Annotated in this window: 20 protein-coding genes; 11 read left to right on the forward strand and 9 right to left on the reverse strand. The window is 42.3% G+C overall.

The genetic code is table 11. The features are described 5' to 3' along the window. Positions 1-167: 167 nt before the first annotated feature. Positions 168-788, reverse strand: coding sequence for a helix-turn-helix transcriptional regulator (locus G5S32_RS01020; protein ID WP_165312691.1), 621 nt, complete (start codon positions 786-788; stop codon positions 168-170). A gap of 266 nt (positions 789-1,054) precedes the next feature. Between G5S32_RS01020 and G5S32_RS01025 the strand changes: the two genes are divergently transcribed. The 5 genes from G5S32_RS01025 to G5S32_RS01045 all read left to right on the forward strand — a co-directional run bounded on the left by G5S32_RS01025 (position 1,055) and on the right by G5S32_RS01045 (position 9,778). Beyond that, the gene (locus tag G5S32_RS01025) at positions 1,055-1,345 is read left to right on the forward strand and encodes a co-chaperone GroES (protein ID WP_042485006.1); all 291 of its coding nucleotides are present in this window, start codon (positions 1,055-1,057) and stop codon (positions 1,343-1,345) included. An 85-nt stretch (positions 1,346-1,430) separates the two neighbouring features. Next, complete coding sequence (gene groL / locus G5S32_RS01030) at positions 1,431-3,065, forward strand: chaperonin GroEL (protein ID WP_165310080.1); 1,635 nt, start codon at positions 1,431-1,433, stop codon at positions 3,063-3,065. A 323-nt stretch (positions 3,066-3,388) separates the two neighbouring features. After that, positions 3,389-5,065, forward strand: a complete 1,677-nt coding sequence (locus G5S32_RS01035) for a pectate lyase family protein (protein ID WP_165310081.1) — start codon at positions 3,389-3,391, stop codon at positions 5,063-5,065. A 185-nt stretch (positions 5,066-5,250) separates the two neighbouring features. Beyond that, complete coding sequence (locus G5S32_RS01040; protein WP_165310082.1) at positions 5,251-6,813, forward strand: pectate lyase family protein; 1,563 nt, start codon at positions 5,251-5,253, stop codon at positions 6,811-6,813. 385 nt (positions 6,814-7,198) lie between these two features. Then, positions 7,199-9,778 (forward strand): pectinesterase family protein, encoded by a 2,580-nt coding sequence (locus G5S32_RS01045; RefSeq protein WP_165310083.1) that lies wholly within the window; start codon positions 7,199-7,201, stop codon positions 9,776-9,778. A 449-nt stretch (positions 9,779-10,227) separates the two neighbouring features. On the opposite strand, the gene G5S32_RS01050 is transcribed toward G5S32_RS01045, so the two are convergent. The 3 genes from G5S32_RS01050 to G5S32_RS01060 form a co-directional block, all read right to left on the reverse strand. Further along, on the reverse strand, positions 10,228-11,139 hold the full coding sequence (locus tag G5S32_RS01050) for a rhamnogalacturonan acetylesterase (RefSeq protein ID WP_165310084.1): 912 nt from the start codon (positions 11,137-11,139) through the stop codon (positions 10,228-10,230). An 89-nt stretch (positions 11,140-11,228) separates the two neighbouring features. Next, the gene (locus tag G5S32_RS01055; protein WP_165310085.1) at positions 11,229-13,013 is read right to left on the reverse strand and encodes a GDSL-type esterase/lipase family protein; all 1,785 of its coding nucleotides are present in this window, start codon (positions 13,011-13,013) and stop codon (positions 11,229-11,231) included. A 314-nt stretch (positions 13,014-13,327) separates the two neighbouring features. Further along, positions 13,328-13,798, reverse strand: coding sequence for a discoidin domain-containing protein (locus G5S32_RS01060; protein ID WP_165310086.1), 471 nt, complete (start codon positions 13,796-13,798; stop codon positions 13,328-13,330). Between the two features lie 494 nt (positions 13,799-14,292). Here G5S32_RS01060 and modF point away from each other — a divergent pair, with 494 nt between their 5' ends. Continuing rightward, positions 14,293-15,744, forward strand: coding sequence for a molybdate ABC transporter ATP-binding protein ModF (modF, locus tag G5S32_RS01065; protein ID WP_165310087.1), 1,452 nt, complete (start codon positions 14,293-14,295; stop codon positions 15,742-15,744). A gap of 169 nt (positions 15,745-15,913) precedes the next feature. Here modF and epmB read toward each other — a convergent pair whose 3' ends face one another. Continuing rightward, positions 15,914-16,936 carry an EF-P beta-lysylation protein EpmB gene (gene epmB, locus G5S32_RS01070; RefSeq protein WP_165310088.1) on the reverse strand — a complete coding sequence of 341 codons (1,023 nt, stop codon included), beginning with the start codon at positions 16,934-16,936 and terminating at the stop codon, positions 15,914-15,916. A 31-nt stretch (positions 16,937-16,967) separates the two neighbouring features. On the opposite strand from epmB, the gene efp reads away from it, so the two are divergent. After that, positions 16,968-17,534, forward strand: a complete 567-nt coding sequence (efp, locus tag G5S32_RS01075; protein ID WP_165310089.1) for an elongation factor P — start codon at positions 16,968-16,970, stop codon at positions 17,532-17,534. A gap of 125 nt (positions 17,535-17,659) precedes the next feature. On the opposite strand, the gene frdD is transcribed toward efp, so the two are convergent. Genes frdD through frdA form a run of 4 tightly spaced genes read right to left on the reverse strand, consistent with a single transcriptional unit; the run spans position 17,660 to position 20,997 of the window. Then, positions 17,660-18,028 carry a fumarate reductase subunit FrdD gene (frdD, locus tag G5S32_RS01080; RefSeq protein WP_165310090.1) on the reverse strand — a complete coding sequence of 123 codons (369 nt, stop codon included), beginning with the start codon at positions 18,026-18,028 and terminating at the stop codon, positions 17,660-17,662. Positions 18,029-18,038: 10 nt separating this feature from the next. Continuing rightward, on the reverse strand, positions 18,039-18,422 hold the full coding sequence (frdC, locus tag G5S32_RS01085; RefSeq protein WP_165310091.1) for a fumarate reductase subunit FrdC: 384 nt from the start codon (positions 18,420-18,422) through the stop codon (positions 18,039-18,041). A gap of 2 nt (positions 18,423-18,424) precedes the next feature. Further along, positions 18,425-19,180 (reverse strand): succinate dehydrogenase/fumarate reductase iron-sulfur subunit, encoded by a 756-nt coding sequence (locus tag G5S32_RS01090; protein ID WP_165310092.1) that lies wholly within the window; start codon positions 19,178-19,180, stop codon positions 18,425-18,427. Then, positions 19,180-20,997, reverse strand: coding sequence for a fumarate reductase (quinol) flavoprotein subunit (gene frdA, locus G5S32_RS01095; protein ID WP_165310093.1), 1,818 nt, complete (start codon positions 20,995-20,997; stop codon positions 19,180-19,182). The genes G5S32_RS01090 and frdA overlap by 1 nt, the downstream gene beginning before the upstream one ends. Positions 20,998-21,303: 306 nt before the next feature. Here frdA and epmA point away from each other — a divergent pair, with 306 nt between their 5' ends. The 4 genes from epmA (at position 21,304) to gpsA (ending at position 24,757) form a co-directional block, all read left to right on the forward strand. After that, entirely contained in the window at positions 21,304-22,278 is a 975-nt protein-coding gene (epmA, locus tag G5S32_RS01100; protein WP_165310094.1) for an elongation factor P--(R)-beta-lysine ligase, read from the forward strand. A gap of 170 nt (positions 22,279-22,448) precedes the next feature. Further along, positions 22,449-22,883, forward strand: coding sequence for a rhodanese-like domain-containing protein (locus tag G5S32_RS01105; protein ID WP_165310095.1), 435 nt, complete (start codon positions 22,449-22,451; stop codon positions 22,881-22,883). 181 nt (positions 22,884-23,064) lie between these two features. After that, positions 23,065-23,538, forward strand: a complete 474-nt coding sequence (gene secB / locus G5S32_RS01110) for a protein-export chaperone SecB (protein ID WP_165310096.1) — start codon at positions 23,065-23,067, stop codon at positions 23,536-23,538. Between the two features lie 184 nt (positions 23,539-23,722). After that, a complete protein-coding gene (gene gpsA / locus G5S32_RS01115; protein ID WP_165310097.1) occupies positions 23,723-24,757 on the forward strand; it encodes an NAD(P)H-dependent glycerol-3-phosphate dehydrogenase in 1,035 nt (344 codons plus the stop codon). The last annotated feature ends 13 nt before the right edge of the window (positions 24,758-24,770 follow it).

The raw sequence follows: 24,770 nt of genomic DNA on the forward strand, positions 1-24,770 counted from the left end.
TCATTCCTGACCTATTTGAACTCCTTATTAAAAACACGTTCAAAGGGCGGATAGAACATATTAGTGATGAAAAAATCAACACTATAAGCTTAAGCGAGGATTCTCAGTGCGGTGCGGGGAACATCCAAATTCTCAAATTTAAGACAGTTTTACTTAGGTCGAAAAATTCATTTTACCTTAGTAATGAGATAGGTGCAGCGTCGCTCGCCTTGGATTATGTGTTCTTGACGAACGATTTGATAGTCATGTCCTAATAAGTGCTGGAACACATTGAGTTCAGATTGGCACAGGTTTGGGCAACGAGTCGCAGCTTTGCAGATAGGGCAATGGTTTTCAATTAATGTAAAACCTTGCTCAGTCTTTTCAAGTTCTGCCATGTAACCTTCTCGTTCACGCAGCTTAACCAAAGCGTAGAGTTTTTCTTCTATACCAGAAAAGCCAGACAAGGCTTTTTGATAGATCGATAGAGTTTGTGCTTCTCTTTCGGCGGCGACTTTTGCGAGCCCTTCTTTACCGAAAATATGCTCCACAGCATCCATCACTTGGATGGTGAGTTCGCTGTGCCTGTCAGCAAATTGGCTGTGTCCTTGTTTGGTTAGAGACCAATGGCGAGTAGGGCGACCGACTTTGACTTTGACATCATGAAAGGAAAGGATTCCGTCTTCTTCTAAACTTTGTAAATGCTGACGCGCACCCATAGTGGTAATGGACAGGTCATCTGCAAGTTGTTTAGCGGTTACAGCACCTTCGCGTTTGATGGTGTGTAAAATCCTATCAATCGTTTTCATCATTTCCCTCACAATATATTGCTTTATTATGAGTTCAGTTCTTAATAAAGCAAATTATTTACTATGCTCCTCAGTTGTTAGGCTCGTTACTTAGATTCTTAGAATACTTCTCTGTTGAATCGTTAATTTGGTCACATTTTTTTCTTGCTGCCCCCTTGGGATATGAAAGAGTGTACCCCACATATCATTCACAAGCTGTTTAGGTCTGGTGATCTATAAATCAGTGTTTATTAACCATATGGAAATCTAATCAGGAGAGACGACCGATGAATATTCGTCCATTACATGATCGAGTTATCGTTGAACGCCAAGAAGTTGAATCAAAGTCTGCTGGTGGTATTGTTCTTACTGGTTCTGCTGCGGAAAAATCAACACGTGGCAAAGTGCTTGCTGTCGGTAAAGGCCGCATTCTAGAAAACGGTACAGTTCTTCCACTGGACGTAAAAGTTGGCGATTCTGTGATTTTTGCTGAAAGCTACGGCACTAAATCAGAAAAAATCGACGGCAAAGAAGTTCTAATTCTGTCTGAAAGCGACATTCTAGCAATCGTTGAGTAATTGCTCTGAGCTCTTATGTTCTCCAAAAGGACTAAAAGTTCGCTCTATCACTTATCAATAACGAATTCTTAAGAGGAAATACAACATGGCTGCTAAAGACGTAAAGTTTGGCAATGACGCACGTGTAAAAATGCTGGAAGGTGTCAACATTCTAGCTGACGCTGTAAAAGTAACTCTTGGCCCTAAAGGTCGTAACGTCGTTCTAGACAAATCTTTCGGTGCACCAACGATCACTAAAGATGGTGTATCTGTTGCTCGTGAAATTGAATTGGAAGACAAGTTCCAAAACATGGGCGCACAAATGGTTAAAGAAGTTGCATCTCAAGCAAACGATGCAGCGGGTGACGGTACAACAACAGCAACAGTACTTGCACAATCTATCGTAAACGAAGGTCTTAAAGCGGTTGCTGCGGGTATGAACCCAATGGATCTTAAACGCGGTATCGATAAAGCAGTAACAGCAGCGGTTGAGCAACTAAAAGCGCTATCAGTACCATGTGCAGACACCAAAGCGATTGCGCAAGTTGGTACTATCTCTGCTAACTCTGACTCAAGCGTTGGTAACATCATTGCTGAAGCAATGGAAAAAGTGGGCCGCGATGGTGTTATCACTGTTGAAGAAGGTCAAGCACTTCACGATGAATTAGATGTTGTTGAAGGTATGCAGTTCGACCGTGGTTACCTGTCTCCATACTTCATCAATAACCAAGAAGCGGGGAGTGTTGATCTAGACAACCCATTCATCCTATTGGTTGATAAGAAAGTATCTAACATCCGTGAACTTCTTCCAGTTCTTGAAGGCGTTGCAAAAGCTTCTCGTCCATTGCTAATCGTAGCGGAAGATGTAGAAGGTGAAGCACTAGCGACTCTAGTTGTGAACAACATGCGCGGTATCGTGAAAGTAGCAGCGGTTAAAGCTCCAGGTTTCGGTGACCGTCGTAAAGCTATGCTACAAGACATCGCTATCCTCACTGGCGGTACTGTGATTTCTGAAGAGATCGGTCTTGAGCTAGAAAAAGCGGTTCTTGAAGATCTAGGTCAAGCTAAGCGTGTGTCTATCACTAAAGAAAACACAACGATTATCGACGGTGCTGGTGAAGAAGCCGCGATCAAAGGCCGTGTATCTCAAATTCGTCAACAAATCGAAGAAGCAACTTCAGACTACGATAAAGAGAAGCTACAAGAACGCGTTGCTAAACTAGCTGGCGGTGTTGCTGTAATCAAAGTTGGCGCAGCAACTGAAGTTGAAATGAAAGAGAAGAAAGACCGCGTAGAAGACGCTCTACACGCGACTCGCGCTGCGGTTGAAGAAGGTGTTGTAGCTGGTGGTGGTGTTGCACTTATCCGCGCAGCTTCAATGCTAACTGAGCTTACTGGTGACAACGAAGAGCAAAACGTGGGTATCCGCGTAGCACTTCGTGCAATGGAATCTCCAATTCGTCAAATCGTTAAGAACGCAGGTGATGAAGAGTCTGTAGTTGCAAACAACGTTAAAGGCGGCACAGGTAACTACGGTTACAACGCGGCAACGGGTGTTTACGGCGATATGATTGAAATGGGTATCCTAGATCCAACTAAAGTAACTCGTAGCGCACTTCAGTTCGCAGCATCAGTTGCTGGTCTAATGATCACAACAGAAGCTATGGTTACTGAGAAGCCGAAGTCAGATGGTCCAGCTATGCCTGATATGGGTGGCATGGGCGGTATGGGAATGATGTAATTCCCTAGACTGATAAGACCAGTTTAGTATTTTAAGAAATGATTAATGGCGGGATGTACGAAAGTGCATCCCGTTTCTTTTTATTGATTTGTATTCATCCCTATCACATATCTCCCTTTCTTGTCGTTAATATTCTTTTACAAAATAAATCTTGTTCCGTACATCATCCCATAACGTTGATATGAGATTTAATCCATGTTTTTCGATGCCGAATAATAAAAAAATGAGATTTACACCAAACAAATAAAATGTGAATTTCAATTTTATGAAACGATGGTTTATAAATGTACAAGATAATAAAAACCTTACTGGGAGTATCCCTAATGAAAAAGACTTACCTTGCTGTTGCTGTGATGGCAACGTTAGCGGGTTGCAGTACTAGCAACAACGCCACTTCTTCTGCCGCTGCCACATCTCCTGCCGAAGCAATTACTTATGATGCAAACAGCCCTTCTATTGGTGCAACAGGTTGGGCATCCGCTGATGGTCCAGTGACTGGCGGTGAAGGCGCTAAAGCTGAAAATATTTATGTGGTAGAAAACCGCGTTCAATTAGTTGAAGCGCTTTTTGGTAAAAAAGATGCGAACTTAAAAGCTGAACCAAGCAACGAACGCAAAATTATTTATGTAAAAGGCACTATCGATTTAACTGAAGGTGCGGATGGTAAGTCTTTAACTGGTGCTGATTTTATTGCTCAGTGTCCAGATACAGGTTTCACGGATTACGATGCATTCTATGATGCTTATCGTAAAGCTTATGACCCTGCCGTATGGAACAAGCAGGACCTAGCTCGCAACGGTCGCCCACCGATGGTAAATGGTCCACTAGAAGATGCACGTAGTTGTTTCCAAAAAGCGCAAGAAGCACACACTGTACTACGTGTTGGTTCTAACACTTCCATTCTGGGTCTGGGTACCGATGCACAAATCAAATTTGGTACATTGCGTCTAGGTACTGCAGGTCGTGAGGCAGTAACAAACATTGTTATCCGTAATATTGAATTTAGCGATGCATTTGATTTCTTCCCACAATGGAGCCCAACTGACTCATTTAGCATCGATAAGAAAGAGCTAGGTCAAGGCAACTGTAGCGATAAATTTGTTAGCGATACTGTAAACCCATACGGTTGTGCGAGTGCTGGTGGTGGCGGTCGTTGGAACTCTGAATACGATTTGATTGCGGTTGATAATGCTCAACGTGTTTGGATTGACCACAACACATTTAGCGATGGTGAGCGTACAGACGATAAGTTCCCACCAGTATGGGCTGCTCCTTACAACATCAAAGAGCAAAAAGTTCAGCACCATGATGGCCTAGTGGACATTACTAACGCTGCAACTAAAGTAACTTTGTCGTACAACATCTTTAAAGATCACGACAAAACTAACCTGCTAGGTGGTAGTGATTCATCAAATGCGAAAAAAGGTTATGGCCCTGGCGCAATTGATGTGACATTCAACCACAACATTTGGGATAACACTGGTCAACGCATGCCTCGTATCCGTTTTGGTCGTGTACACTCATACAACAACTACTTCAACCTGAATGCAACTAAGGATAAAGAAGCCGGTAAGTACGGCATGATGGATGCTCTTATCCTAGGTACCGCTTCAAAACTATACGCTGAGAACAACGTATTTGACATTAAAAACGATGGTGAAGGTACATTTGAACATAAGATTGTTGGTTACTACTCACGTACTAACAACGAGCAAAAATGTATTAAGACCGGTGATTTTGATGAAGCATCATGCGGTACATATTTCTACGCTGCAGGAAACCAAGTTAATGGCGCAGCAGTTGATTTAAATAAAACTGTTGAAGCTAACCAAGCTAAATCAAGCAGCAACGCTAAATTAACTATGTTAAATCCAAATGATGAAAATTCATTCTGGTTGCCGAAGAAAACTTACCAATATCAAGTTGATTCAGTTGAAACATTGAAAGATCACCTACTAAATAATGCAGGTTCAGGAAAAATAGAAATTATTAAAAAATAATTTTTAAGCGTTAAATTTAAATGGGCTTCGTATGAAGCCCATTTTGGGGTCTTGGTTTATGACAATGTTAGTTATTATTTTGTAGGGAGATAATGACTAGCATTGTTATTTGTCTGGCAAATGTGCCGAATAACTTATTTGTTCTCTTTGATTATTATTTGGTTAAATATTTTTGTAGGTAAATGATGAGTAAGAAATTATTAGCTTTGCTTTGCGCAAGTATACTCGCTGGCTGTGGTGGTGGCGGTTCTGGCTCTGGTTCAAGCGATAACAGTGATGATGTGGTTGATATCGGTGAGGATATTACCGGTGCGCTAACATCGTTAGGCGCCGATGGTTGGGCAGCCTCTTCTTTAGAAGTTACTGGTGGTAATGATGCTGCATCAGCTAACCAGTATATCGTCACAACTCGTGCTGAACTGATAGAAGCTCTGTACGGTAGTAGTGACACGGCTTTGTCCAAAGATCCAAGCAATACGTCAAAAATCATTTATATTCAGGGTACTATCGACTTGGCAGAAGGCGATGATGGCCAAACGATGGACGGTTCAGACTTCATTCAAGCTGCTAATGCAGATTCGAGTGCTAACTGTTCAAAGTATGGTCATACGGATATAGACACTTTCTATGATGAGTACAATGCAGAGTATGATCCAAATGGCGATTGGGGTAAAGCAGATGTGTCTGGAGAATTGGAATTTGCTCGCCAGTGCTTCCAAAGATATCAGGCTACTCGAATGGTATTTCGCGTTGGTTCAAACACCTCTATCTTAGGTTTGGGTGAAGATGCGGAAATAAAGAATGGTATGCTGAGACTCGGTAAAAGTAGTGATACCGCGGTCGAAAATATTGTTATCCGCAACATTACTTTTAACGATGCGTTTGATCACTTTCCACAATGGGACCCAACAGATTCTGATGGGCGCTGGAACTCACAATATGACTTGATTTCGGTGGAAAATGCCAAGGGTGTGTGGATTGACCACAATACTTTCAGTGATGGTGAACGAACCGATGATCAGTATCCATCAGTTTTTGCTTCTCCATACAACAACAAAGAACAAAAAGTTCAGCATCATGATGGCTTAGTGGACGTTACCAGTGGGTCTACCCAGATTACTTTGTCTTACAACCATTTTAAAAACCACGATAAAACTAATTTGTTAGGTGGTAGCGATACTCCAGATAGGGATGACGGTTATGGCCCTGGTGCTATTGACGTTACCTTCCATCATAACTATTGGCAAAATGTTGGTCAGCGTTTACCTCGCGTGCGTTACGGTCGTGTACATGTGTATAACAACTATTATAAGTTGGATGTATCTGGTAGTACTTCACCAACGTATTACATGGGTGATGCTATGACACTTGGCACTGCCGCTAAGTTGTATGTAGAAAACAACGTGTACGATATCACTGGCAGTTATTCTAACAGTAAGCTTATTAAACTAAGCTCAAGCACGTCGAATCAAACTAAGTGTCTAACGGCTGGCTACACAGCGGCTGAATGTGGCACCTACTACTATGCTACTGAAAACAAAGTTAATGGTTCTACCAAGAACTTAAACAGCATTGTTACAGGGCAGGAGTCAAGTAGCAGTGTGTCTGTGACAATTCTAGATCCAACAGATTCGAGCAGCTTCTGGCTACCGTCATTTTCTTATACTTACGAGACTGACAGCACTGATAATGTTAAAGAACTGGTATTAAGAAGCGCTGGTGCAGGTAAGTTAATCGAAGAAGAGTAATCATCATTAATTAACTTATATAGAAAATGGATGCGAATATGCATCCATTTTTTTTATCTATCTTATCTTGTTTTTATATTTAAGTAACTTTATTTAAATTTGAATTGTTTTGATATTGTTAATTTAGTGATTGTGTGATTAAAAGCTATATTGTTTGTTGATTTATTGTTCTTAATTATGTTTTTTGATTTTTTATATATTTTTCGATTTAAAAAATAATTTCCTGTTTTTTTATTGAACTGTGATTTAGATAAAAAAAACGATATATGGTTTATTTTGAAATAGTGTTTTTCTTATTTTTATAAGATCAAACACAAATATTTATTTGATCTTTTAATATCATTACCGATGAAATTTATAATTCTAAAATTCAATAGGTATGAATATGAATAAGCATTTAAAGTACAGCTTACTTGCTATGAGTATTGCGCTTGCAGGTTGTGGCAGTGATAGCGGTAGTTCGAGCACGGACAACAATGATAACAGCGGTGGTGATAATACTGGTGGCGATGTTGTAACTGCTACGTATTGTGAAACTGCACAAGAAGAAAAAGGCGAAAGTTTATATTTCTGTGATGACTTTTCTGATGCTTCAACATTTGCAACTAACTGGAAAAGTGTTGGCACCCACGATGGTAAATTTGTCATAGAAGATGACATTCTATGGTTTGAAAACGGTGCAACGGGGGGGCAACTTCTGATTGCAACTCCTGCTGTTGCTAGCTTGGTTCCTGAGTCTGGTGACTACTATGTTGAAGCGAAAGTTCGTCTGCGTAACAATAACTCGACCGGTAGTAAGCGCACTTACCTCCTAGGTCGTTATACGGAAGACAGTCTTGGCTATTCAGCAGGTTTTAACTCGCAAGCTACTACAGAAGGTCAACGCGCAACCCTAGGTTACATCAACGGCGAAGGTACCGCAGATCATACCAACTATCCTTTTGCAATTGATATGGGTTCAAAACACTCTTTAGCAAGTGATGGCTACACTGTAACTGAGCACAGCACAGATGGTACTTGGTACACTATACGTCTTGTTATGAACGGTAGTGAAATCTCTGCCTACGTTGATGATGTGCCATACGCAGGTTTTGATGGCACTGCAGGTGAAGCTAACTCGACTAACATCACTGACCCTGGTTCAATTGGTTTCTACAGTAAAAACCGTGCGTTTGAAGTAGATTACGTAATCATCGGTGATGCAGCCGATCTTCCTGCTTCAGTTAGTCTTGATGTTGACAGCGTGTGGGAACCGACTATCGGTGATGAGATGACTGTCACTGTTTCTGCGGTTCAAGCAGGTGGTGATGCAGATACAGTAACTATGACTAACTCAAATACTGAAGTTGTTGATGTTACCATCGGTGCAGATAACACGTTTACTTTGAAAGCGATGCAGGCAGGTACTGCGGAAGTAAGCTTTGCGCTAGATTCTGACCCAACTAAGGTAACAACGCTATCTGTAACAGTAAACGAGGCTGTGGTTCTGCCAACGTTTGACTACGGTGATATTAGCGCTAAAGTGACTCCGACTGTTAATGCACAAGATCAACAGGTTGACGTTACTCTATCTTTGACTCTTGAAGGTACACCGACTCTAGGTGAGCGCGGTATCGTATACATCTATGATGCGAACACTAACGAGGTAGTTCAAGAGCTAAATGTGGGTGGTGATGTAACGACTGTTGGCTCAGTGACTTCTGGTAAAGTTCGTACTCTTAATTACTTCCCGGTTGTTTTAGATGGCAATACGGTAAACATCTACCCTAAAAAAGATGCGTTCACTGCAGGTGGTGAATACTACATCGCGATTAGTGAAGATGTAATTAACGGCGCGACACTAAATGGTGATGAGTTCGTTGGTTTAGGTAAAAACCAATGGCAGTTTTCTATCGGTGCGGCTGTTGAAGCGAGTAAAACTGCTCTATCAGTTGGGCCAAGTGGTGATTTTGCAACTGTACAAGGAGCATTAAACTACTTTATGGATGACACTGCACTTAAGAACTCAGATAAAACCATCACACTAGAAGATGGTGTTTACTACGAAATGTTAATGCTACGTAACGTAAACAACCTAACTATCAAAGGTACTAGCCGCGAAGGTACGATTATTCGCCATGATAACCATGAAGCTCGTAACGGTGGCTCTAGTGGTCGTCCTCTAATGTTAGTAGAAAGTGCAGATATGTTAACTTTCGAAGACATTACTCTGGAAAATACACACCGTCGTACAGGTTCCTCAGACCAAGCGGAAGTTATTTACTTCAACAGTAACTACCGATTAGTGGCGAAAAACGCAAACTTCCTAAGTGAACAAGACACTATTCTCGTTAAAGGTTACAGTTGGTTCTACAACACGCTTGTAGCTGGTAACGTTGATTTTATCTGGGGTTACCCAAATGCAGCACTATTTGAGAACAGCGAAATCCGTACTATTGCGGACTCGAAAGCCGGCTCTGCTGATACTGCAACTGATGGTGGTTACGTACTGCAAGCACGTATCCCTGCAATTTATCAAACAGATGCTGCTGGAAATTATGTTCTTGATGAAGATGGCGCTAAAATTGTTATTGGTTCAGAGACTGGCTTTGTATTCCTAAACTCAAAATTCACTTTTGGTAAAGGTGTCCTAGGTAACGACGTTAAGGCTGGCTCAACTTACATAGCTCGTAGCGGTGGTGATGCAACATACTTCGATAATGTCACTCTAGTAAATTGTACTCTTGATACCCATATTGCAGATGTAGGTTACGGTGGTGCGGCGGTTGATAAAGCGCCAACCCCAGGTATTGCAACTGCAACTGAAGGCTGGCGTATCGATGAGGCGAGCTTAGCAGCAAGCCCTATCACAAATATGACAGATGAAGCGTATACATTAACAGCAGCTGAAGCAGAAGCTTATGATACTCGTGCAGAAGTATTCGCTGCTTATAACAGTGGTGCTGGCTGGAACCCTGCAGAATAAGTTTTAGTTTATTAAACTTAAATAACCAATAATCAATGCCGCTCTTAGGAGCGGCATTTTTTATCTCAAATATTATGTAATACGTTGTTTTTGAAGACAGAACTAATCTGGGGTTGCTAACTCTTTGTCGAAGGGTAAGACGTTTGATTTATACCATTCTGGATAATTTCCTGATCAGTGAATAGGCGTCGATAAGCAAACTCTCCGAGCCATGGATTTCAGGGACGAATGAATGCGCGTTTGCGTTTGACGCCCATTCGCTGCTCTGCCGATGCTCAGTCTGATCATATTTTTATATAGGATAGTATTAAGGAAAGAGTTGCTACTGCAGATGTATTTACAATTTACATCGTTATTGATTGATAATTGTGATTTAGGTTATTCGACATATAAAAAATCCGCCTCGATGAGACGGATTTTTACTAACAATCTTGGGAGAACAACAACGCTTATTGAGTTGGAGCTTTGTATTCAACAATATGTGCCTGCAATTCAGTCAAGCTAGGGTTAGCTTTAATACCTTCTGCTGCTGCTTGGGCAATTAGTGTTGCAAACAGCTCTACAGGGTGGGTCCTGTCTGTTGAAGTGGATTTGACTTTATCGTAAGTGTAAAGCTCATTGTAAGCTTTCTCTTGGCCGTAAGATTCGACAATTTTCTTCGTCGCCTCTGTTAGGTCAACATAAGCTATATTATAGCGAGCTGCCAGTGCTTCCATTGCTGCAGGGTAATTACCACGCGCATAAGGTTCGTCTTTATTCAATTCAGTAAGGTTATGTTGACCTTTTTCAGTGATCTCAGAGCTCTCAAAATAGCCCCTTACAATCGGCGAAATCAAAATAGGTGTAGCGCCAGCGGCTTTTACATCTTCAACGTAGGATTTTAAGTTTAGGTAATAAGATCGATCTTTATCTTTGCAATTCTCAGCATCATCCGCAGTACTATTATTGCCGTCGTTACAGAAAGCATAAGTCCAGAATAAATTATAATCCGCACGTTCTGCCGTTTTTTGATCGTTATGTCCAAATTGAATAATGACGTAGTCACCCTCAGCAATTGCGGGTTTGATATTTGGCCAATGTGGTACTCCAGTCAGAGAGTAGTCATGGTAGCTTAATGAGCTACGTCCGCCACGAGCCCAGTTGTTCACTGCCGTTTGCTGATCAAAAAATTTCGGTAGCGCTTCACCCCAACCCATCTGTGGACGTTGATGTTCATAGTTCGCCATTGTTGAGTCTCCGACCATATGAATTGTCACGGCTGAACCTTTGGTTGGTGTCACTATGGTCGTGTTATGACCACTACTACATGCAGCTAGCAGGCTACACACCGCTAAGCTAAGTGTTGTTCTATAAAAACGCATTGTACAGTGCCTCTATATTGATACCGGATAAATGAACAAAACCCAGTTGCCTGGCAACTGGGTTTTTATTTTTTAATCAGTGAATTAGATTATTCGCCGCTTAGACCATCGATACTTACATCGTAAAGAGCAAGGTAACGGCCACCTTCAGATGCAGACTTCATCCAAGGGTAGATACGAACGTAGATAGCGCTATCAACTGGAACTTGCTCAGTCACAGGGTACTCAAATTGCTCCATAACATCTTTAGTCAAGGTTAACTCTGTTGCTACTGTTACTGGGCTACTAAAATCAGCAGATAGTGAGTAAGCAATATTTGCTGTTACGTTACTGGTACCGCTTGACGCAAAGTAAGCAGAAATTGATGTAACATTAAATGGTTGGCTCGCTGCCGTAACTTTAAATTCAATGTATTTGTCGCTGCTGTAGTCATGGTCAGAATAGACACGTGCTGTTACTGTATCTTGACCATTTATCGCATAGATCTTGTCAGAACCAAAGCCCTTAGTTAGCGCTTCTGAAAGTGTGACTTCAGCACCAGTTACTAGGCCATCAGCAGTTGCAGTTAAGTCGCCTTTACCCGCTGTAAACCAGTTTGAGTATGACTCAACACTTGCACCAATCGCAACACCTTCACCGCTTACGGCTAGAGTTTCAAGAGTATTTCCGTCTTGAAGTAGCTCTAAGTTACCTGTGTAAGATTTTTCTTCTGTAGGCGTAAACTGTACGTATACATCTTCAGTGAACGCACCGTTAGTGTAGGCAATCTCAAATGATTGCTCCCAAGTTTCAGAACTGCTTGTGTCTGCTAGTTTAAAACCGTCTGGTGAAGTTACTGTGATAGTACCTGTCTCAGGAGTTAGTGAGAATGCAGATAGTGTGATTGATTTAGTTTCAGAAACGTCAAGGTAACGTTTACCGAAGTCTAACTCAGATGGGTTCGCAACAATCATTGTATCTGCCGCCACGATGTGGTCAGTCATGATACCTAACTCTTGCAGGCCTTCAGCTGCTGCTTTAGCAATCAATGCCGCATAGAGTTCGTTCGGGTGAGTACTATCGTTGTAGTATAGGTTGGTATAACCGCTAGGACCGTACTGCTCAACGATTGTTTTAGTTGCTGCAGTTAAATCAACATATGGAATGCTGTAACGTTCTGCTAGTGCTTCCATTGCTGCTGGGTAATCACCACGAGCAACAGTTTCACTACCTAAGATACCAATATTGTGCTGACCTTTTTCACTGATCACATCACCTTCAAAGTACGCACGTACAATTGGTGACATTAAGATCGGTTGCGCACCCATAGCTTGAGTCTCTTCTACAAACTTCTTCAAGTTTAGGTAGTAAGAATGCTCTGTATCAGTACATGCTTCTGCGCCGTCTGCTGTGGTTGAACCATCGCTACAGAAAGCGTAAGTACCGTATTGCTCGTAATCAGAACCGTATTTTTGATCGTTATGACCAAACTGGATAATAACGTAATCGCCTTCAACAAGAGTTGGTTGGATATTGGGCCAGTGTGGGTTTTTACTTGGATCGTAATTGTAGAAACTTAGTGAACTACGACCACCACGAGCCCAGTTATTAACTGCAGTGTCTTCATCAAAGAACATTGGCATTTGTTCGGCCCAACCCATTTGTGGGCGACGGTCTTCTGTATACGGTGCCATTGTTGAGTCACCGATCATATGAATTGTCAGAGCAGTACCAGCAGTAGGAGTGACGAGGGAGGTATTGTATTCAGTGTTGTCTCCACCGGTGTTATCACCACCTGTGTTATCGCCAGTAGAAGAGGAACCACCAGAGTCGCTACCACATGCAGCTAATAAGCCACATACAGCAAAAGCAAGTGCAGATTTATAAAATTTCATAATACATGCCTTATATTTATTTGTTTCCCTATGCCGAGCCAAAAACAGCATAGACGCTTAAGTTCAATGAAAGGAATTTAGAGCAATTTTACTAGGTGTTAAATGCTGAAACTGGCAAAGTGTAAGGTGTATCAACAAAGTTCCATTTTTTTTATAAAAAATGAGTTTCAGATCAAAATATCGTTTCATAAAATACGATCAAATATTTTATATTGATTTTATGTATTTTAAATATAAAAAATAATAGCCCTGATAATATCTTATCAGGGCTATATATACTCAGTATGTATTTATGGTTTCAATGTGTTGGTGTGCTAGAATTGAACTTCTGTAATACCAGTCCAGCTCTTTGATACGTCTGTGCCGTAACCGTTAATGCGAGCATATTTTGCTTTTACAGGTGCGAATTCAAAACGCTCTAGCTCTTTGGTTGTGCCGCTTGTTGCTGTTTCTTTTAAAGCAGTCGTCCATGTTTTGCCGTCCATAGAGACTTCAAGGTCAAATTTTTGCTTACGCTCATCACCCTTAAATGCTGCTACTTGGACGTGAGACAGGGTTTGTTCGCCATCGAAATCAAATTGAATCCAAGCTTCATCACGCTGAGCCCAACGAGTTTTTAGGCTACCATCAACAGCATTTCTTGCTTCGTGATTTTTATCATGACCATTTGACGATACATTTACGATAGCTGTGGATGCTGCGCTAGCGTCGCTGCCGCCAGTAGATGAACAACCTGTTACCGCTAATACACTCATAAGAGAGGCAAATAATAGAGTTTTTTTCATAATCAATCCCGCTGTTTAAATAAATGTAGTGACTTAAAAAATGCTAATATGCTTTAAAGAATATTGTTTATGAAGGGTGTATTCGAGGGTTAACTTAATTATATGGGCTTTCGATCAATCAAATTATTATATTTTTATTCGATTTTGTTAACTGAAGCAAAGAAATTGCAATTAAATGGATTTTATTTTTTATAAAATATAAAAATGCGTTTCTTTTTTAGTGAAACTATTTTTGTGATCTGTGTATTATTAAGTTATTGCTGATATTTAATTAAATGATGTTGCCTTTAAGTCAGAATAAGTCATGCCTCTTACAGAAAATTAGGCAGTGGTTTTCGATAAGGATCTTATAACATATTGATTCTACTTGATTTGTAAACGTCAGGTGGCCGCAGGACTATTATTTAACTAATAAAAGGTTCCGACCATCAGAAAGCTAGAAATTACTCGCTAAATTATGCACTATAATCATTCGTTTTCCATGGAAGGTTACTATGCAAATTCAGCAGCTTAAACATAAAACTGAGTCAGTCTCTTTAGTCATTGATAATTGGCAAATGCAAGCTGGCGAGCATTGGGGAATGTTTTCGACTCACAGCCATGCTGCTTCACTGTTAGTGCGAGTGTTAAGTGGTGAATTGGAGCCCCAGCAAGGTGAAGTATCGGGGCTTCCTGAAAAGATAGCCAGTGTCTCTTTGCATGAGCAGCAGCGATTGCTCGATTTAGAATTGGAAAAAGATGATACCGATTTTATGGACTGTATCGACTACGGTTCTAGTGTGGAAGAGCTAGTAGCTGAATCAGACTGTACTCCTGATGAGTTGGAGGCACTGCTTGCCACAACCGATCTCTTGACTATTAGAAAGCGCGGCTTTCGCCAACTCTCAACTGGTGAAACTCGCCGCGTGATGCTGGCTCGTGCGTTAGCGGTTAAGCCACAATTGATGATTTTGGATGAGCCATATTCTGGTTTAGATATTGCGCATCGACAGCATCTTTCTGAACTGTTGCAGCAGTGTGCGAGCCAGATTCAATTGGTCATCATTACTTCTAGGGAAGACGAGTTACCACCGTTTATCACTCATGTCGCTTTATTTGATGATCAAAAGCTTTCGCAAACGTTAAGCCGTGACGAGTGGTTAAATCACCCTGTAATGATGCAAATGTTGGCATTATCCGAGCAAAAAAGTGATGCCATGCTAGAGCTTCTGCAAGCGCATCAATCACAGCATCAATACCCTAATCCTCTTGTGAGCATGAACGACGTTACCGTGGAGTATGTGGACGCGAAAATCTTTTCCGGAGTGAACTGGCAGATAGAGCAAGGGCAACACTGGCAAGTGCGAGGCCCGAATGGTTGTGGCAAAAGTACCTTGTTAGGACTGATTCTCGGCGACCATCCTCAGTGTTACAGCAATGATGTGACAGTACTTGGGATGAAACGCGGGAGTGGAGAGACTATTTGGGATGTGAAACGTCATATTGGTGTGGTTTCCTCGGCTTTGCATCTTCAATATCGGGTTAACTGCACCGCATTAGAAGTTTTGGTGTCTGGTTTTTATGACTCGATTGGTTTGTACCAACAACCGAGTAAGAAAGAAATTCTCTACGCACGCGAATGGTTGCAGCTATTGGAAATGAGTGAGTTTGAAAAAGTGGGTTTCCGTAATCTGGACTACGGGCAGCAGCGATTGCTGCTAATTGGTCGTGCTTTAATTAAACAACCAGCTTTGCTTATTCTGGATGAACCATACCAAGGGCTCGATTTCCTAAACCGTAAGTTAGTATTCAGGGCATTAAATCGAATTGCTTCTGCAAACATTAGCCAGTTGCTTTACGTCACTCATCATGAGGAAGATTCCTTAGAAGCGATTCACCATTTTGTGGATTTCATTGCTCAAGAAGGTGAGGGATACCGAGTTAATATCTATACTCTTTCTACTTGAAATCGCAGCGGTGTTGTCTATGTTCGTTCACCCCAATCACATAGTTTATCTATGCTGATGGGATTCACTTACTTGCCGCCTACCTGCAATTCCAGGTGGTTTGAGTATATTCCACCCAAGAACAATAGCGACAAAAAAAAGTGTTGCCAGAGCAACGCTTTAATCAATCTTATTCAAGATGTAAATCGAGCGGGGTTTTGCTGCTGCGTCCGCCTATCTCGCGAGTCAATTTAGGTACTAAATAACCCGAGACTCGTTCTATCACTCCCGCCATGATGGTTTTAGCTGCCTCGTCATCAATAAAGAAGTGAGCTGCGCCCTGAACTTTATCCAACACATGGATGTAATATGGCAAAATGCCAGCGTCAAATAGGTTTTCGCTAAGATTTACCTGAGCTTCAACGGAGTCATTGACTCCTTTAAGCATTACGCCCTGATTGAGCAAAGTAACGTTAATCGCACGCAAACGAGCCATTTGCTGTTTGAGTTCTAGATTAATTTCATTGGCATGATTGATGTGAGTCACAAGCACCACTTGTAAACGAGTTTGTGCAAGGGTCTCCACCAACTCATCTGTAATTCGGTCAGGAATCACCACAGGTAAGCGGGAGTGAATTCTCAGACGTTTGATATGGGAGATCGCGGCGATTTTGTCGATCAGCCAGGTCAGTTCATGATCTTTCGCCATTAATGGGTCACCGCCAGAGAGAATCACTTCATTGAGCTCAGGGTGTCCAGCAATGTAGTCTAAACTTTGCTGCCAAACTGATTTGGTGCCTTTGTTGTCTTCATAAGGAAAATGACGACGGAAACAGTAGCGGCAGTTAATTGCACAACCACCTTTCACTATCATCAGCGCTCGGTTGCGGTATTTGTGCAGTAATCCTGGGATGTCGTTGTTTTGCTCTAACAGAGGGTCGTTCGAGTAGCCTTGGTGCACTTCAAATTCTTCGCTCAGTGGTAACACTTGACGTAATAAAGGGTCGTGCGGATTGCCTTTTTCCATTCTACGGACAAAACTTTGCGGTACACGTTGAGCGAATAACTTGCGTGCAGCGAACCCGTCTTGCCAAGGTGTAGGATCAATATCAAGCTCGTTGAGTAACTGAGTGGGATCTGAGATGGCATTTGCTAGTTGTTTGATCCAGTTTTGCTCAACAGAATCGACTTTTCGGGTTATGATGTGCGGCATTAATTTTAACTCGAAGAATGTAAGAGGAAATATGGCTACTGTTAGCACGAATGAATTTAAAGGCGGTCTTAAAATTATGCTTGATAATGAGCCTTGTGTCATTCTCGAAAACGAGTATGTAAAACCGGGCAAAGGTCAGGCTTTCAACCGTGTAAAAATCCGTAAACTGCTTTCTGGCAAAGTTCTAGAGAAAACTTTTAAGTCTGGTGACTCTGTAGAAACTGCGGACGTAGTAGATATCGACCTAGATTATCTATATTCAGATGGTGAATTCTACCACTTTATGAACAACACCACGTTCGAACAAATTGCAGCAGACGTTGCAGCTGTTGGCGAAAACTCTAAGTGGTTGGTAGAAAACAACACTTGTACTCTAACGCTTTGGAACGGTAACCCAATTTCTGTTACTCCACCAAATTTCGTTGAGTTAGAAGTGACTGAAACTGACCCAGGTCTGAAGGGTGATACTCAAGGTACGGGTGGTAAACCAGCGACACTCGTTACTGGTGCTGTAGTACGTGTACCGCTTTTCATCCAAATCGGTGAAGTAGTAAAAGTAGATACTCGTAGTGGCGAATACGTAAGCCGCGTTAAGTAAGTCTCGCTTCTTTCTGATACAAGATGTTCTAGAAAAAGTCGAATACAAAAAGACCAGTCATTAACGACTGGTCTTTTTATTGGTTCATCGCAGCTCAATCGAAATGAGTGAGATTGCTGAATGACCTAAAGCATGAGCATGGCAATAAACACCACTGTAAGCAGTGTGATAAATCCAGCAAAGCTATAGCAAGCAATTTTGCCAATAACACCGGTATGGAATTTTAGGTCATGCATGCCGTGATGAATACGGTGCATTGCATGCCACATCGGCAATGCTAGTGTACCGATGATAAACAGCGCACCGATAATGCTGGTTGCAAAATCAGCCACTCGTTCATAGCTAAGAGCTTCTGCATCAATAATGCCTAGTGGTACTAAAATCCCTAATACGAATACAGTGATAGGGGTAATCATAGCGAACCATGTACCGCCAGCACCAAATAGTCCCCACCATACGGGTTCATCTGAACGTTTTGGATTGGTATTAATCACAATAGGCTCCTTACACCACAATGAGAACAATAAGCGAGATGAAGGCAACCGTTGCCCACTGGCTCAATACAACGATCTTCTTATCGAGCAATTTGCCTTTGATGCGGATTGGCATCACTTGCGGCATCATGCTAAAGAAGGTTTGAGCGTGAAATAGGCTTCCCGCTAAGGCAACAATGTTAATTGCGATAACGACAGGGTTTGCCATAAATTCAAGCCATGTATTCCAAGCTTCAGGACCTTTTACCAATGCTCCTAAACCGACAGTCAGGAACAAGGTGAAAAGAATGAGCGGTAAAACCGTCGCTTCACGCACCATGTAAAAACGATAGAAAGGATGATCTTTCCACCAAGTACGTTTCATCTGACGAACATAAGGTTTACGGTTACTCATCCTTAGCCCTCCACTTTGTTTGTTGAACCGTCTGGTTTCAACATTGCAATCACGAAGTCCATTGACGATTCCACTTTACCTTGGTTTACCGCCGCTGCTGGGTCGACATGTTTTGGACAAACTTCAGAACAGTAGCCAACAAAAGTACAACCCCATGCACCATTTTCACCATTGATAAGCTTCATACGCTCTGCTTTACCATGGTCACGAGAATCAAGGTTGTAACGATGAGCCAGTGTTAGTGCCGCTGGGCCAATAAACTCAGGGTTAAGACCGAACTGAGGACATGCTGCATAACACAGCCCACAGTTTATACAACCAGCGAACTGTTTGTAGCGTGCCATCTGTTCAGGAGTCTGGTTGTTTGGACCATCTTCAGGTTTACGATCATTACCGATGATGTAAGGTTTGATAGCTTCTAGACGTTCGATAAACGGAGTCATATCGACGATCAGGTCTTTTTCAATCGGGAAGTTCGCTAATGGTTCGATTTTTAAACCATTCGGGTAATCGCGAAGGAAACTCTTACATGCCAGTTTAGGCACGCCGTTCACCATAATGCCGCAAGAACCACAAATTGCCATACGGCAAGACCAGCGGTATGAAAGCTCTTTATCTAAGTGATCTTTCACATAGCCAATAGCATCCAGTACTGACATGGTTTCATCAAAAGGCACTTCAAAGCTTTGTAGATGAGGCTCTGCATCTTTTGCAGGGTCGTAGCGTAAGATCTCTACTTTTTGAATACGATTAGCCATTACTCTTGATCCTCCGCACTGACACCAACTTCTTTGGCCGCTTCTGCTGCTGCTGCTTTTTCTGCTGCTTCACCGTACAGTCTCGCTTTAGGTTGAGACTTAGTGATAGTCACTGGGCTGTAATCGATCTTCGGTGCATTGCCGTTGGTGTAGAAAGCAAGTGAGTGTTTTAGGAAGTTCTCATCATCACGCTCGGTACAACCATCGTCTAAACGCTGGTGGGCACCACGAGACTCTTTACGTAACAGTGCAGAATGAACCATAGCTTCAGCGACTTCTAAACCGTAGCCAACTTCAATCGCATAGAGTAGGTCAGTGTTGAACACTTTGCCTTTATCTTTGATGCTGATTTTCTTGTAGCGCTCTTTAAGCTCAGCAAGTTTAGCAATGGTTTCTTGCATCAAGTCTTCTTGACGGTAGATACCACAACCAGCTTCCATAGTGTGACCCATTTCTGTACGGATAGTTGCCCAGTTCTCATCGCCTTGTTGATCCAGTAGTGCTTGGATGCGTGCTTCAATCGCTTTAACTTGTTCATCAATCGCTTTGTCGTTCCAGCCTTTGAATTCTTCAGCACGTTTCACCGCGTGTTCACCGGCAACACGACCGAATACGACGAACTCAGCCAGTGAGTTCGAACCTAGACGGTTTGCACCGTGAAGACCTACAGAAGCACATTCACCAACCGCAAACAGACCGTTAATGCGAGTTTCACATTGGCCATTAGTTTCAATACCACCCATGGTGTAGTGAACGGTCGGGCGAATTGGAATCGGCTCTTTTGCTGGGTCAACGTTTACATAGGCTTTTGCTAGCTCACAAATGAATGGCAGACGCTCTTGCAGATACTCTTCACCTAAGTGACGTAAGTCTAGAAGCACCACATCTCCTAATGGATGTTTGATGGTGTTGCCTTTTTGCTGTTCGTGCCAGAACGCTTGTGAAACTTTGTCGCGAGGACCCAGTTCCATATATTTGTTCTTCGGTTGACCAACCGGGGTTTCTGGTCCCATTCCGTAATCTTGAAGGTAACGGTAGCCGTCTTTATTGACGATAATACCGCCTTCACCACGACAACCTTCAGTCATCAGGATTCCAGTACCAGGTAGACCTGTTGGGTGGTACTGAACGAATTCCATGTCACGTAGTGGGACACCGTGGCGATACGCCATCGCCATACCGTCACCTGTTACGATGCCACCGTTAGTATTACAGTGGTATACGCGACCTGCGCCACCCGTTGCCAATACAACCGATTTTGCTTTGATAAGGACTAATTCACCCTCAGACATGTGGATGGCAACTAAGCCTTGAACTTGGCCGTCGACAACCAATAAGTCGACAACAAAATACTCGTCAAATCGTTTGATTTGAGGATATTTGATCGAAGTTTGGAAGAGAGTATGTAGCATGTGGAAGCCAGTCTTGTCGGCAGCAAACCATGTGCGCTCGACTTTCATACCACCAAAACGACGAACGTTGACTTCGCCATTTTCTTTACGGCTCCATGGGCAGCCCCATTGCTCCATTTGAATCATTTCACGAGTGGAATTTTTCACAAAATATTCCACAACATCCTGTTCACATAGCCAGTCACCACCACCAACGGTATCGTTGAAATGATTGTCTAAACTATCTTCTTCCTTGATAACTGCTGCGGAGCCACCTTCAGCGGCAACCGTGTGAGAACGCATTGGATAAACTTTAGATATCAAGGCAACTTCTAGGTTTGGGTTCGCTTCAGCCGCTGCAATTGCAGTACGAAGACCCGCACCACCTGCGCCGATGACTGCGATATCTGTGGTAATAGTCTGCACAGTTATCCTCCAGTGTAATGTCTGTTGGTGATGAGCTATGTTGCTCATTCCTAGTTATGTTGGATGGTTGTCCGGTAGGGTGTTAAGCGTTGTAATGTTACCGGAGTAAACCAAATCCACTTATAAAGTGGTAGACCCAGTTTAGGAGAGGTCTGGAAGGAAAAAATTGATTCTGTTGGGTTTTTGCTTCGGTATTGCATACATAAGCATACAATTTTTATCTTGTGTGATTAGTGTCACATTTAAGTTTTGTATTTTGAGCCGAAAAGGTAAAATCTATACAACCCTGACTATATGAATAACCAAATGAACAAATCCGATTGGATGCCTACCGCATCAATAGAGCAACTACAGCAACGCGCGCAATTATTGGCGGCAATTCGTCAGTTTTTTGCACTGAGACATGTACTGGAAGTTGATACTCCAGCAATGAGTCACGCCACTGTAACCGATATCCATTTACATACCTTTCAAACAGAATTTGTTGGTCCCGAGTATGCTAAAGGAAGCTGTCTGCATTTGATGACGAGTCCCGAGTTTCATATGAAGCGACTGCTCGCGGCGGGAAGTGGCTCTATTTATCAAATCAATAAAGCATTTCGCAACGAAGAGAATGGTCGCTATCACAATCCAGAATTCACCATGCTTGAGTGGTACCGCGTTGGTTTTGACCACCATGATTTGATGGATGAAATGGATGATTTGCTGCAATTGGTATTAAAAGTGGGTGATGCAGAGCGCATGACTTACCAAAATGCGTTTTTGTCTGTACTCAAGATTTGTCCGCTAGAAGGTTCGATGAATGAGCTGAAGAAAGTAGCGGCAACGCTTGGTCTAAGTGATATCGCTGAGCCAGAAGAGGACCGAGATACCTTGTTGCAGCTTCTTTTTAGTATTGGCATTGAGCCTCACATTGGACAGCAGGTTCCGGTCTTTGTTTATGATTTCCCAGCCTCTCAGGCGGCTCTGGCAAAAATAAACCCGCAAGATCCAAGAGTGGCAGATCGCTTCGAAGTCTATTTTAAAGGCATTGAACTGGCGAATGGCTTCCATGAACTGGACAACCCTAAAGAGCAACTGGCTCGTTTTGAAAAAGACAATCGAAAACGCTTAGAAATGGGGCTTAAAGATCAGCCGATTGATTATCATCTAATTGCGGCGCTGGAATCCGGTTTACCGGAGTGTGCTGGTGTAGCATTGGGTATTGATCGTTTGATCATGTTGGCGCTTGGTGAAGACCATATTGATAAAGTAACGGCTTTTCCATTCCCACGTGCGTAAAGTAATAAATAGCTTCACATTGTCTTAAATGTGGGGGAAAGAAGCTGAAACCATGACACAAGCCAAGGATTATACGTGGTAACTGCTCGCGTCAGACGTTTAACCTCGTTATACTCCTTGTCTGATTTTGATCCACCATTATTTGATACACAACGGTAAGAGCGCAGGACATGCAAGAATACATTCAGTTTTTCCAACAAAATATGATCCTATCACTAGCTTGGGTCGGTATTTTAGTTGCGTTGATTTTTAATATTTTTAAATCTGCAACAGCATCATACAAAGAGATCACAGCACCAGAAGTGACTCAGCTTTTAAACCGCGAGAATGGTGTTGTTGTCGATATTCGTGCAAAAGACGATTTCAAACGTGGTCACATTACTGACGCACTTCACATTTTGCCAACAGATATCAAAGCGAATAACTTCGGTGCGCTTGAAAGTCATAAATCTGACCCAATCATTGTGGTATGTAAGATGGGACAAACTGCACGCGAAAGTGCGGATTTACTTACTAAAGCTGGTTTTGAGAACGTAAGTGTTCTGAAAAACGGTATTACAGGCTGGGTTGATGCAAAGCTTCCGCTTGTTCGTGGTAAGAAATAACACCCACAACCGATTTGATATGCTGTCTAAATTGGCAGCATTTGATTGAAAGAGATGTGATGTTTTACACGTATTTTTCTGGAACACATATTTGGTGTCTCAGCCTCGTGATTCAGAGCGTTCTCGGTTAATCTCAGGGTATCAACCTTGACCGGAATTTATCAGTATTAAGGATTTAAAAATGGCTGAAGCAGCAACACAAGAAGCACAACAAAACTTCGCAATTCAACGTATTTTCCTGAAAGATGTTTCTTTCGAAGCTCCTAACTCTCCAGTAATGTTCCAAAAAGAATGGAACCCAGATGTAAAACTTGATCTAGATACTCAAAGCCGCGAATTAGGTGAGGGTGTTTACGAAGTCGTTCTACGTCTAACAGTAACGGTTAAGAACGCTGAAGAAACCGCTTTCCTATGTGAAGTTCAACAAGGTGGTATCTTCACTATTGAGAACATGGAAGCGGGCCAACTAGCTCATTGCCTAGGTGCATTCTGCCCGAACATCATTTTCCCATACGCTCGTGAAACGATCTCTAGCCTAGTAGTTAAAGGTACTTTCCCACAATTGAACCTAGCACCAGTTAACTTTGATGCATTGTTCATGAACTACCTACAACAGCAAGCTGCTAGTCAAGGTGTAGAAAAAGCTGACGCTTAATGCGATAGCGACTCATATATGTAGCCATTCGTGGCAATGAATGCACAGCGTACTTGATGAGTACGATGTGCATTTTTATTTTTACCCAAGCACATTCCTATTAACTCACTCCTAAATAGGATTGGCATATTGCACTTTGGGTATAAAATTAGTGTTAACAAACGATTATCTATCGGGCGGAACAATGACAGAAGCACAAGTAAATAATGCCTACGGTAAAACGGTATCCATGACAGTTATCGGTGCCGGCTCTTACGGAACCTCTCTAGCAATTTCATTAGCACGTAATGGTGCTAACATTGTTCTTTGGGGACACGAACAAGAGCACATGGCTAAATTACAGGCTGATCGCGCTAACCACGAGTTTTTGCCGGGCGTTGATTTCCCTGACTCTTTGATTGTTGAATCTGATTTGAAAAATGCAGTAGAAGCTTGTCGAGATCTGCTGGTGGTTGTTCCAAGTCACGTGTTTGGTATCGTACTGAAAAGTTTAAAACCGTATCTACGTCCAGACACCAGACTATGTTGGGCGACGAAAGGTTTAGAGCCAGAAACCGGTCGACTACTACAAGATGTTGCTCATGATGTGATTGGTGATTCTCACTCATTGGCTGTGTTGTCTGGACCAACATTTGCTAAAGAGTTAGCGATGGGAATGCCAACAGCTATCTCGGTTGCATCTCCAGATACCCAATTTGTCAAAGACCTACAAGAGAAAATCCACTGTAGTAAAACCTTCCGTGTTTATGCGAATAGCGATTTTATTGGTTTGCAGCTTGGTGGTGCGGTTAAGAACGTTATCGCGATTGGTGCGGGTATGTCTGACGGTATTGGCTTTGGTGCTAATGCTCGTACAGCACTGATTACACGTGGTCTTGCCGAGATGACTCGTTTAGGTATTGCATTAGGTGCTGAAGCCGAAACTTTTATGGGTATGGCAGGTTTGGGGGATTTAGTGCTGACTTGTACGGATAACCAGTCTCGTAACCGCCGCTTTGGCCTGGCTTTAGGTCAAGGTAAAGATGTTGATACAGCGCAAGCTGAAATTGGTCAAGTTGTTGAAGGTTATAGAAATACTCAAGAAGTATGGGCTCTCGCTCAACGTATTGGTATTGAAATGCCTATAGTTGAACAAATTTATCAAGTATTGTATCAAGGAAAGGATGCACGCTTAGCCGCTCAAGATTTGCTTGCGCGAGACAAAAAAGCGGAACGTTAACCTTGTTGCACGG

It is taken from the genome of Vibrio ziniensis, assembly GCF_011064285.1.
GTDB lineage: Bacteria > Pseudomonadota > Gammaproteobacteria > Enterobacterales > Vibrionaceae > Vibrio > Vibrio ziniensis.

Excerpts from the sequence above, each read along its gene's own strand:
- G5S32_RS01045 (WP_165310083.1), top strand. The coding sequence starts at position 7,199 with ATGAATAAGCATTTAAAGTACAGCTTACTTGCTATGAGTATTGCGCTT.
- G5S32_RS01025 (WP_042485006.1), top strand. The coding sequence starts at position 1,055 with ATGAATATTCGTCCATTACATGATCGAGTTATCGTTGAACGCCAAGAA.
- modF (WP_165310087.1), top strand. The coding sequence starts at position 14,293 with ATGCAAATTCAGCAGCTTAAACATAAAACTGAGTCAGTCTCTTTAGTC.
- G5S32_RS01060 (WP_165310086.1), bottom strand. The coding sequence starts at position 13,798 with ATGAAAAAAACTCTATTATTTGCCTCTCTTATGAGTGTATTAGCGGTA.
- secB (WP_165310096.1), top strand. The coding sequence starts at position 23,065 with ATGGCTGAAGCAGCAACACAAGAAGCACAACAAAACTTCGCAATTCAA.
- G5S32_RS01035 (WP_165310081.1), top strand. The coding sequence starts at position 3,389 with ATGAAAAAGACTTACCTTGCTGTTGCTGTGATGGCAACGTTAGCGGGT.
- gpsA (WP_165310097.1), top strand. The coding sequence starts at position 23,723 with ATGACAGAAGCACAAGTAAATAATGCCTACGGTAAAACGGTATCCATG.
- epmA (WP_165310094.1), top strand. The coding sequence starts at position 21,304 with ATGAACAAATCCGATTGGATGCCTACCGCATCAATAGAGCAACTACAG.
- G5S32_RS01050 (WP_165310084.1), bottom strand. The coding sequence starts at position 11,139 with ATGCGTTTTTATAGAACAACACTTAGCTTAGCGGTGTGTAGCCTGCTA.
- G5S32_RS01105 (WP_165310095.1), top strand. The coding sequence starts at position 22,449 with ATGCAAGAATACATTCAGTTTTTCCAACAAAATATGATCCTATCACTA.
- G5S32_RS01020 (WP_165312691.1), bottom strand. The coding sequence starts at position 788 with ATGAAAACGATTGATAGGATTTTACACACCATCAAACGCGAAGGTGCT.
- G5S32_RS01055 (WP_165310085.1), bottom strand. The coding sequence starts at position 13,013 with ATGAAATTTTATAAATCTGCACTTGCTTTTGCTGTATGTGGCTTATTA.
- epmB (WP_165310088.1), bottom strand. The coding sequence starts at position 16,936 with ATGCCGCACATCATAACCCGAAAAGTCGATTCTGTTGAGCAAAACTGG.
- G5S32_RS01090 (WP_165310092.1), bottom strand. The coding sequence starts at position 19,180 with ATGGCTAATCGTATTCAAAAAGTAGAGATCTTACGCTACGACCCTGCA.
- G5S32_RS01040 (WP_165310082.1), top strand. The coding sequence starts at position 5,251 with ATGAGTAAGAAATTATTAGCTTTGCTTTGCGCAAGTATACTCGCTGGC.
- groL (WP_165310080.1), top strand. The coding sequence starts at position 1,431 with ATGGCTGCTAAAGACGTAAAGTTTGGCAATGACGCACGTGTAAAAATG.
- efp (WP_165310089.1), top strand. The coding sequence starts at position 16,968 with ATGGCTACTGTTAGCACGAATGAATTTAAAGGCGGTCTTAAAATTATG.
- frdC (WP_165310091.1), bottom strand. The coding sequence starts at position 18,422 with ATGAGTAACCGTAAACCTTATGTTCGTCAGATGAAACGTACTTGGTGG.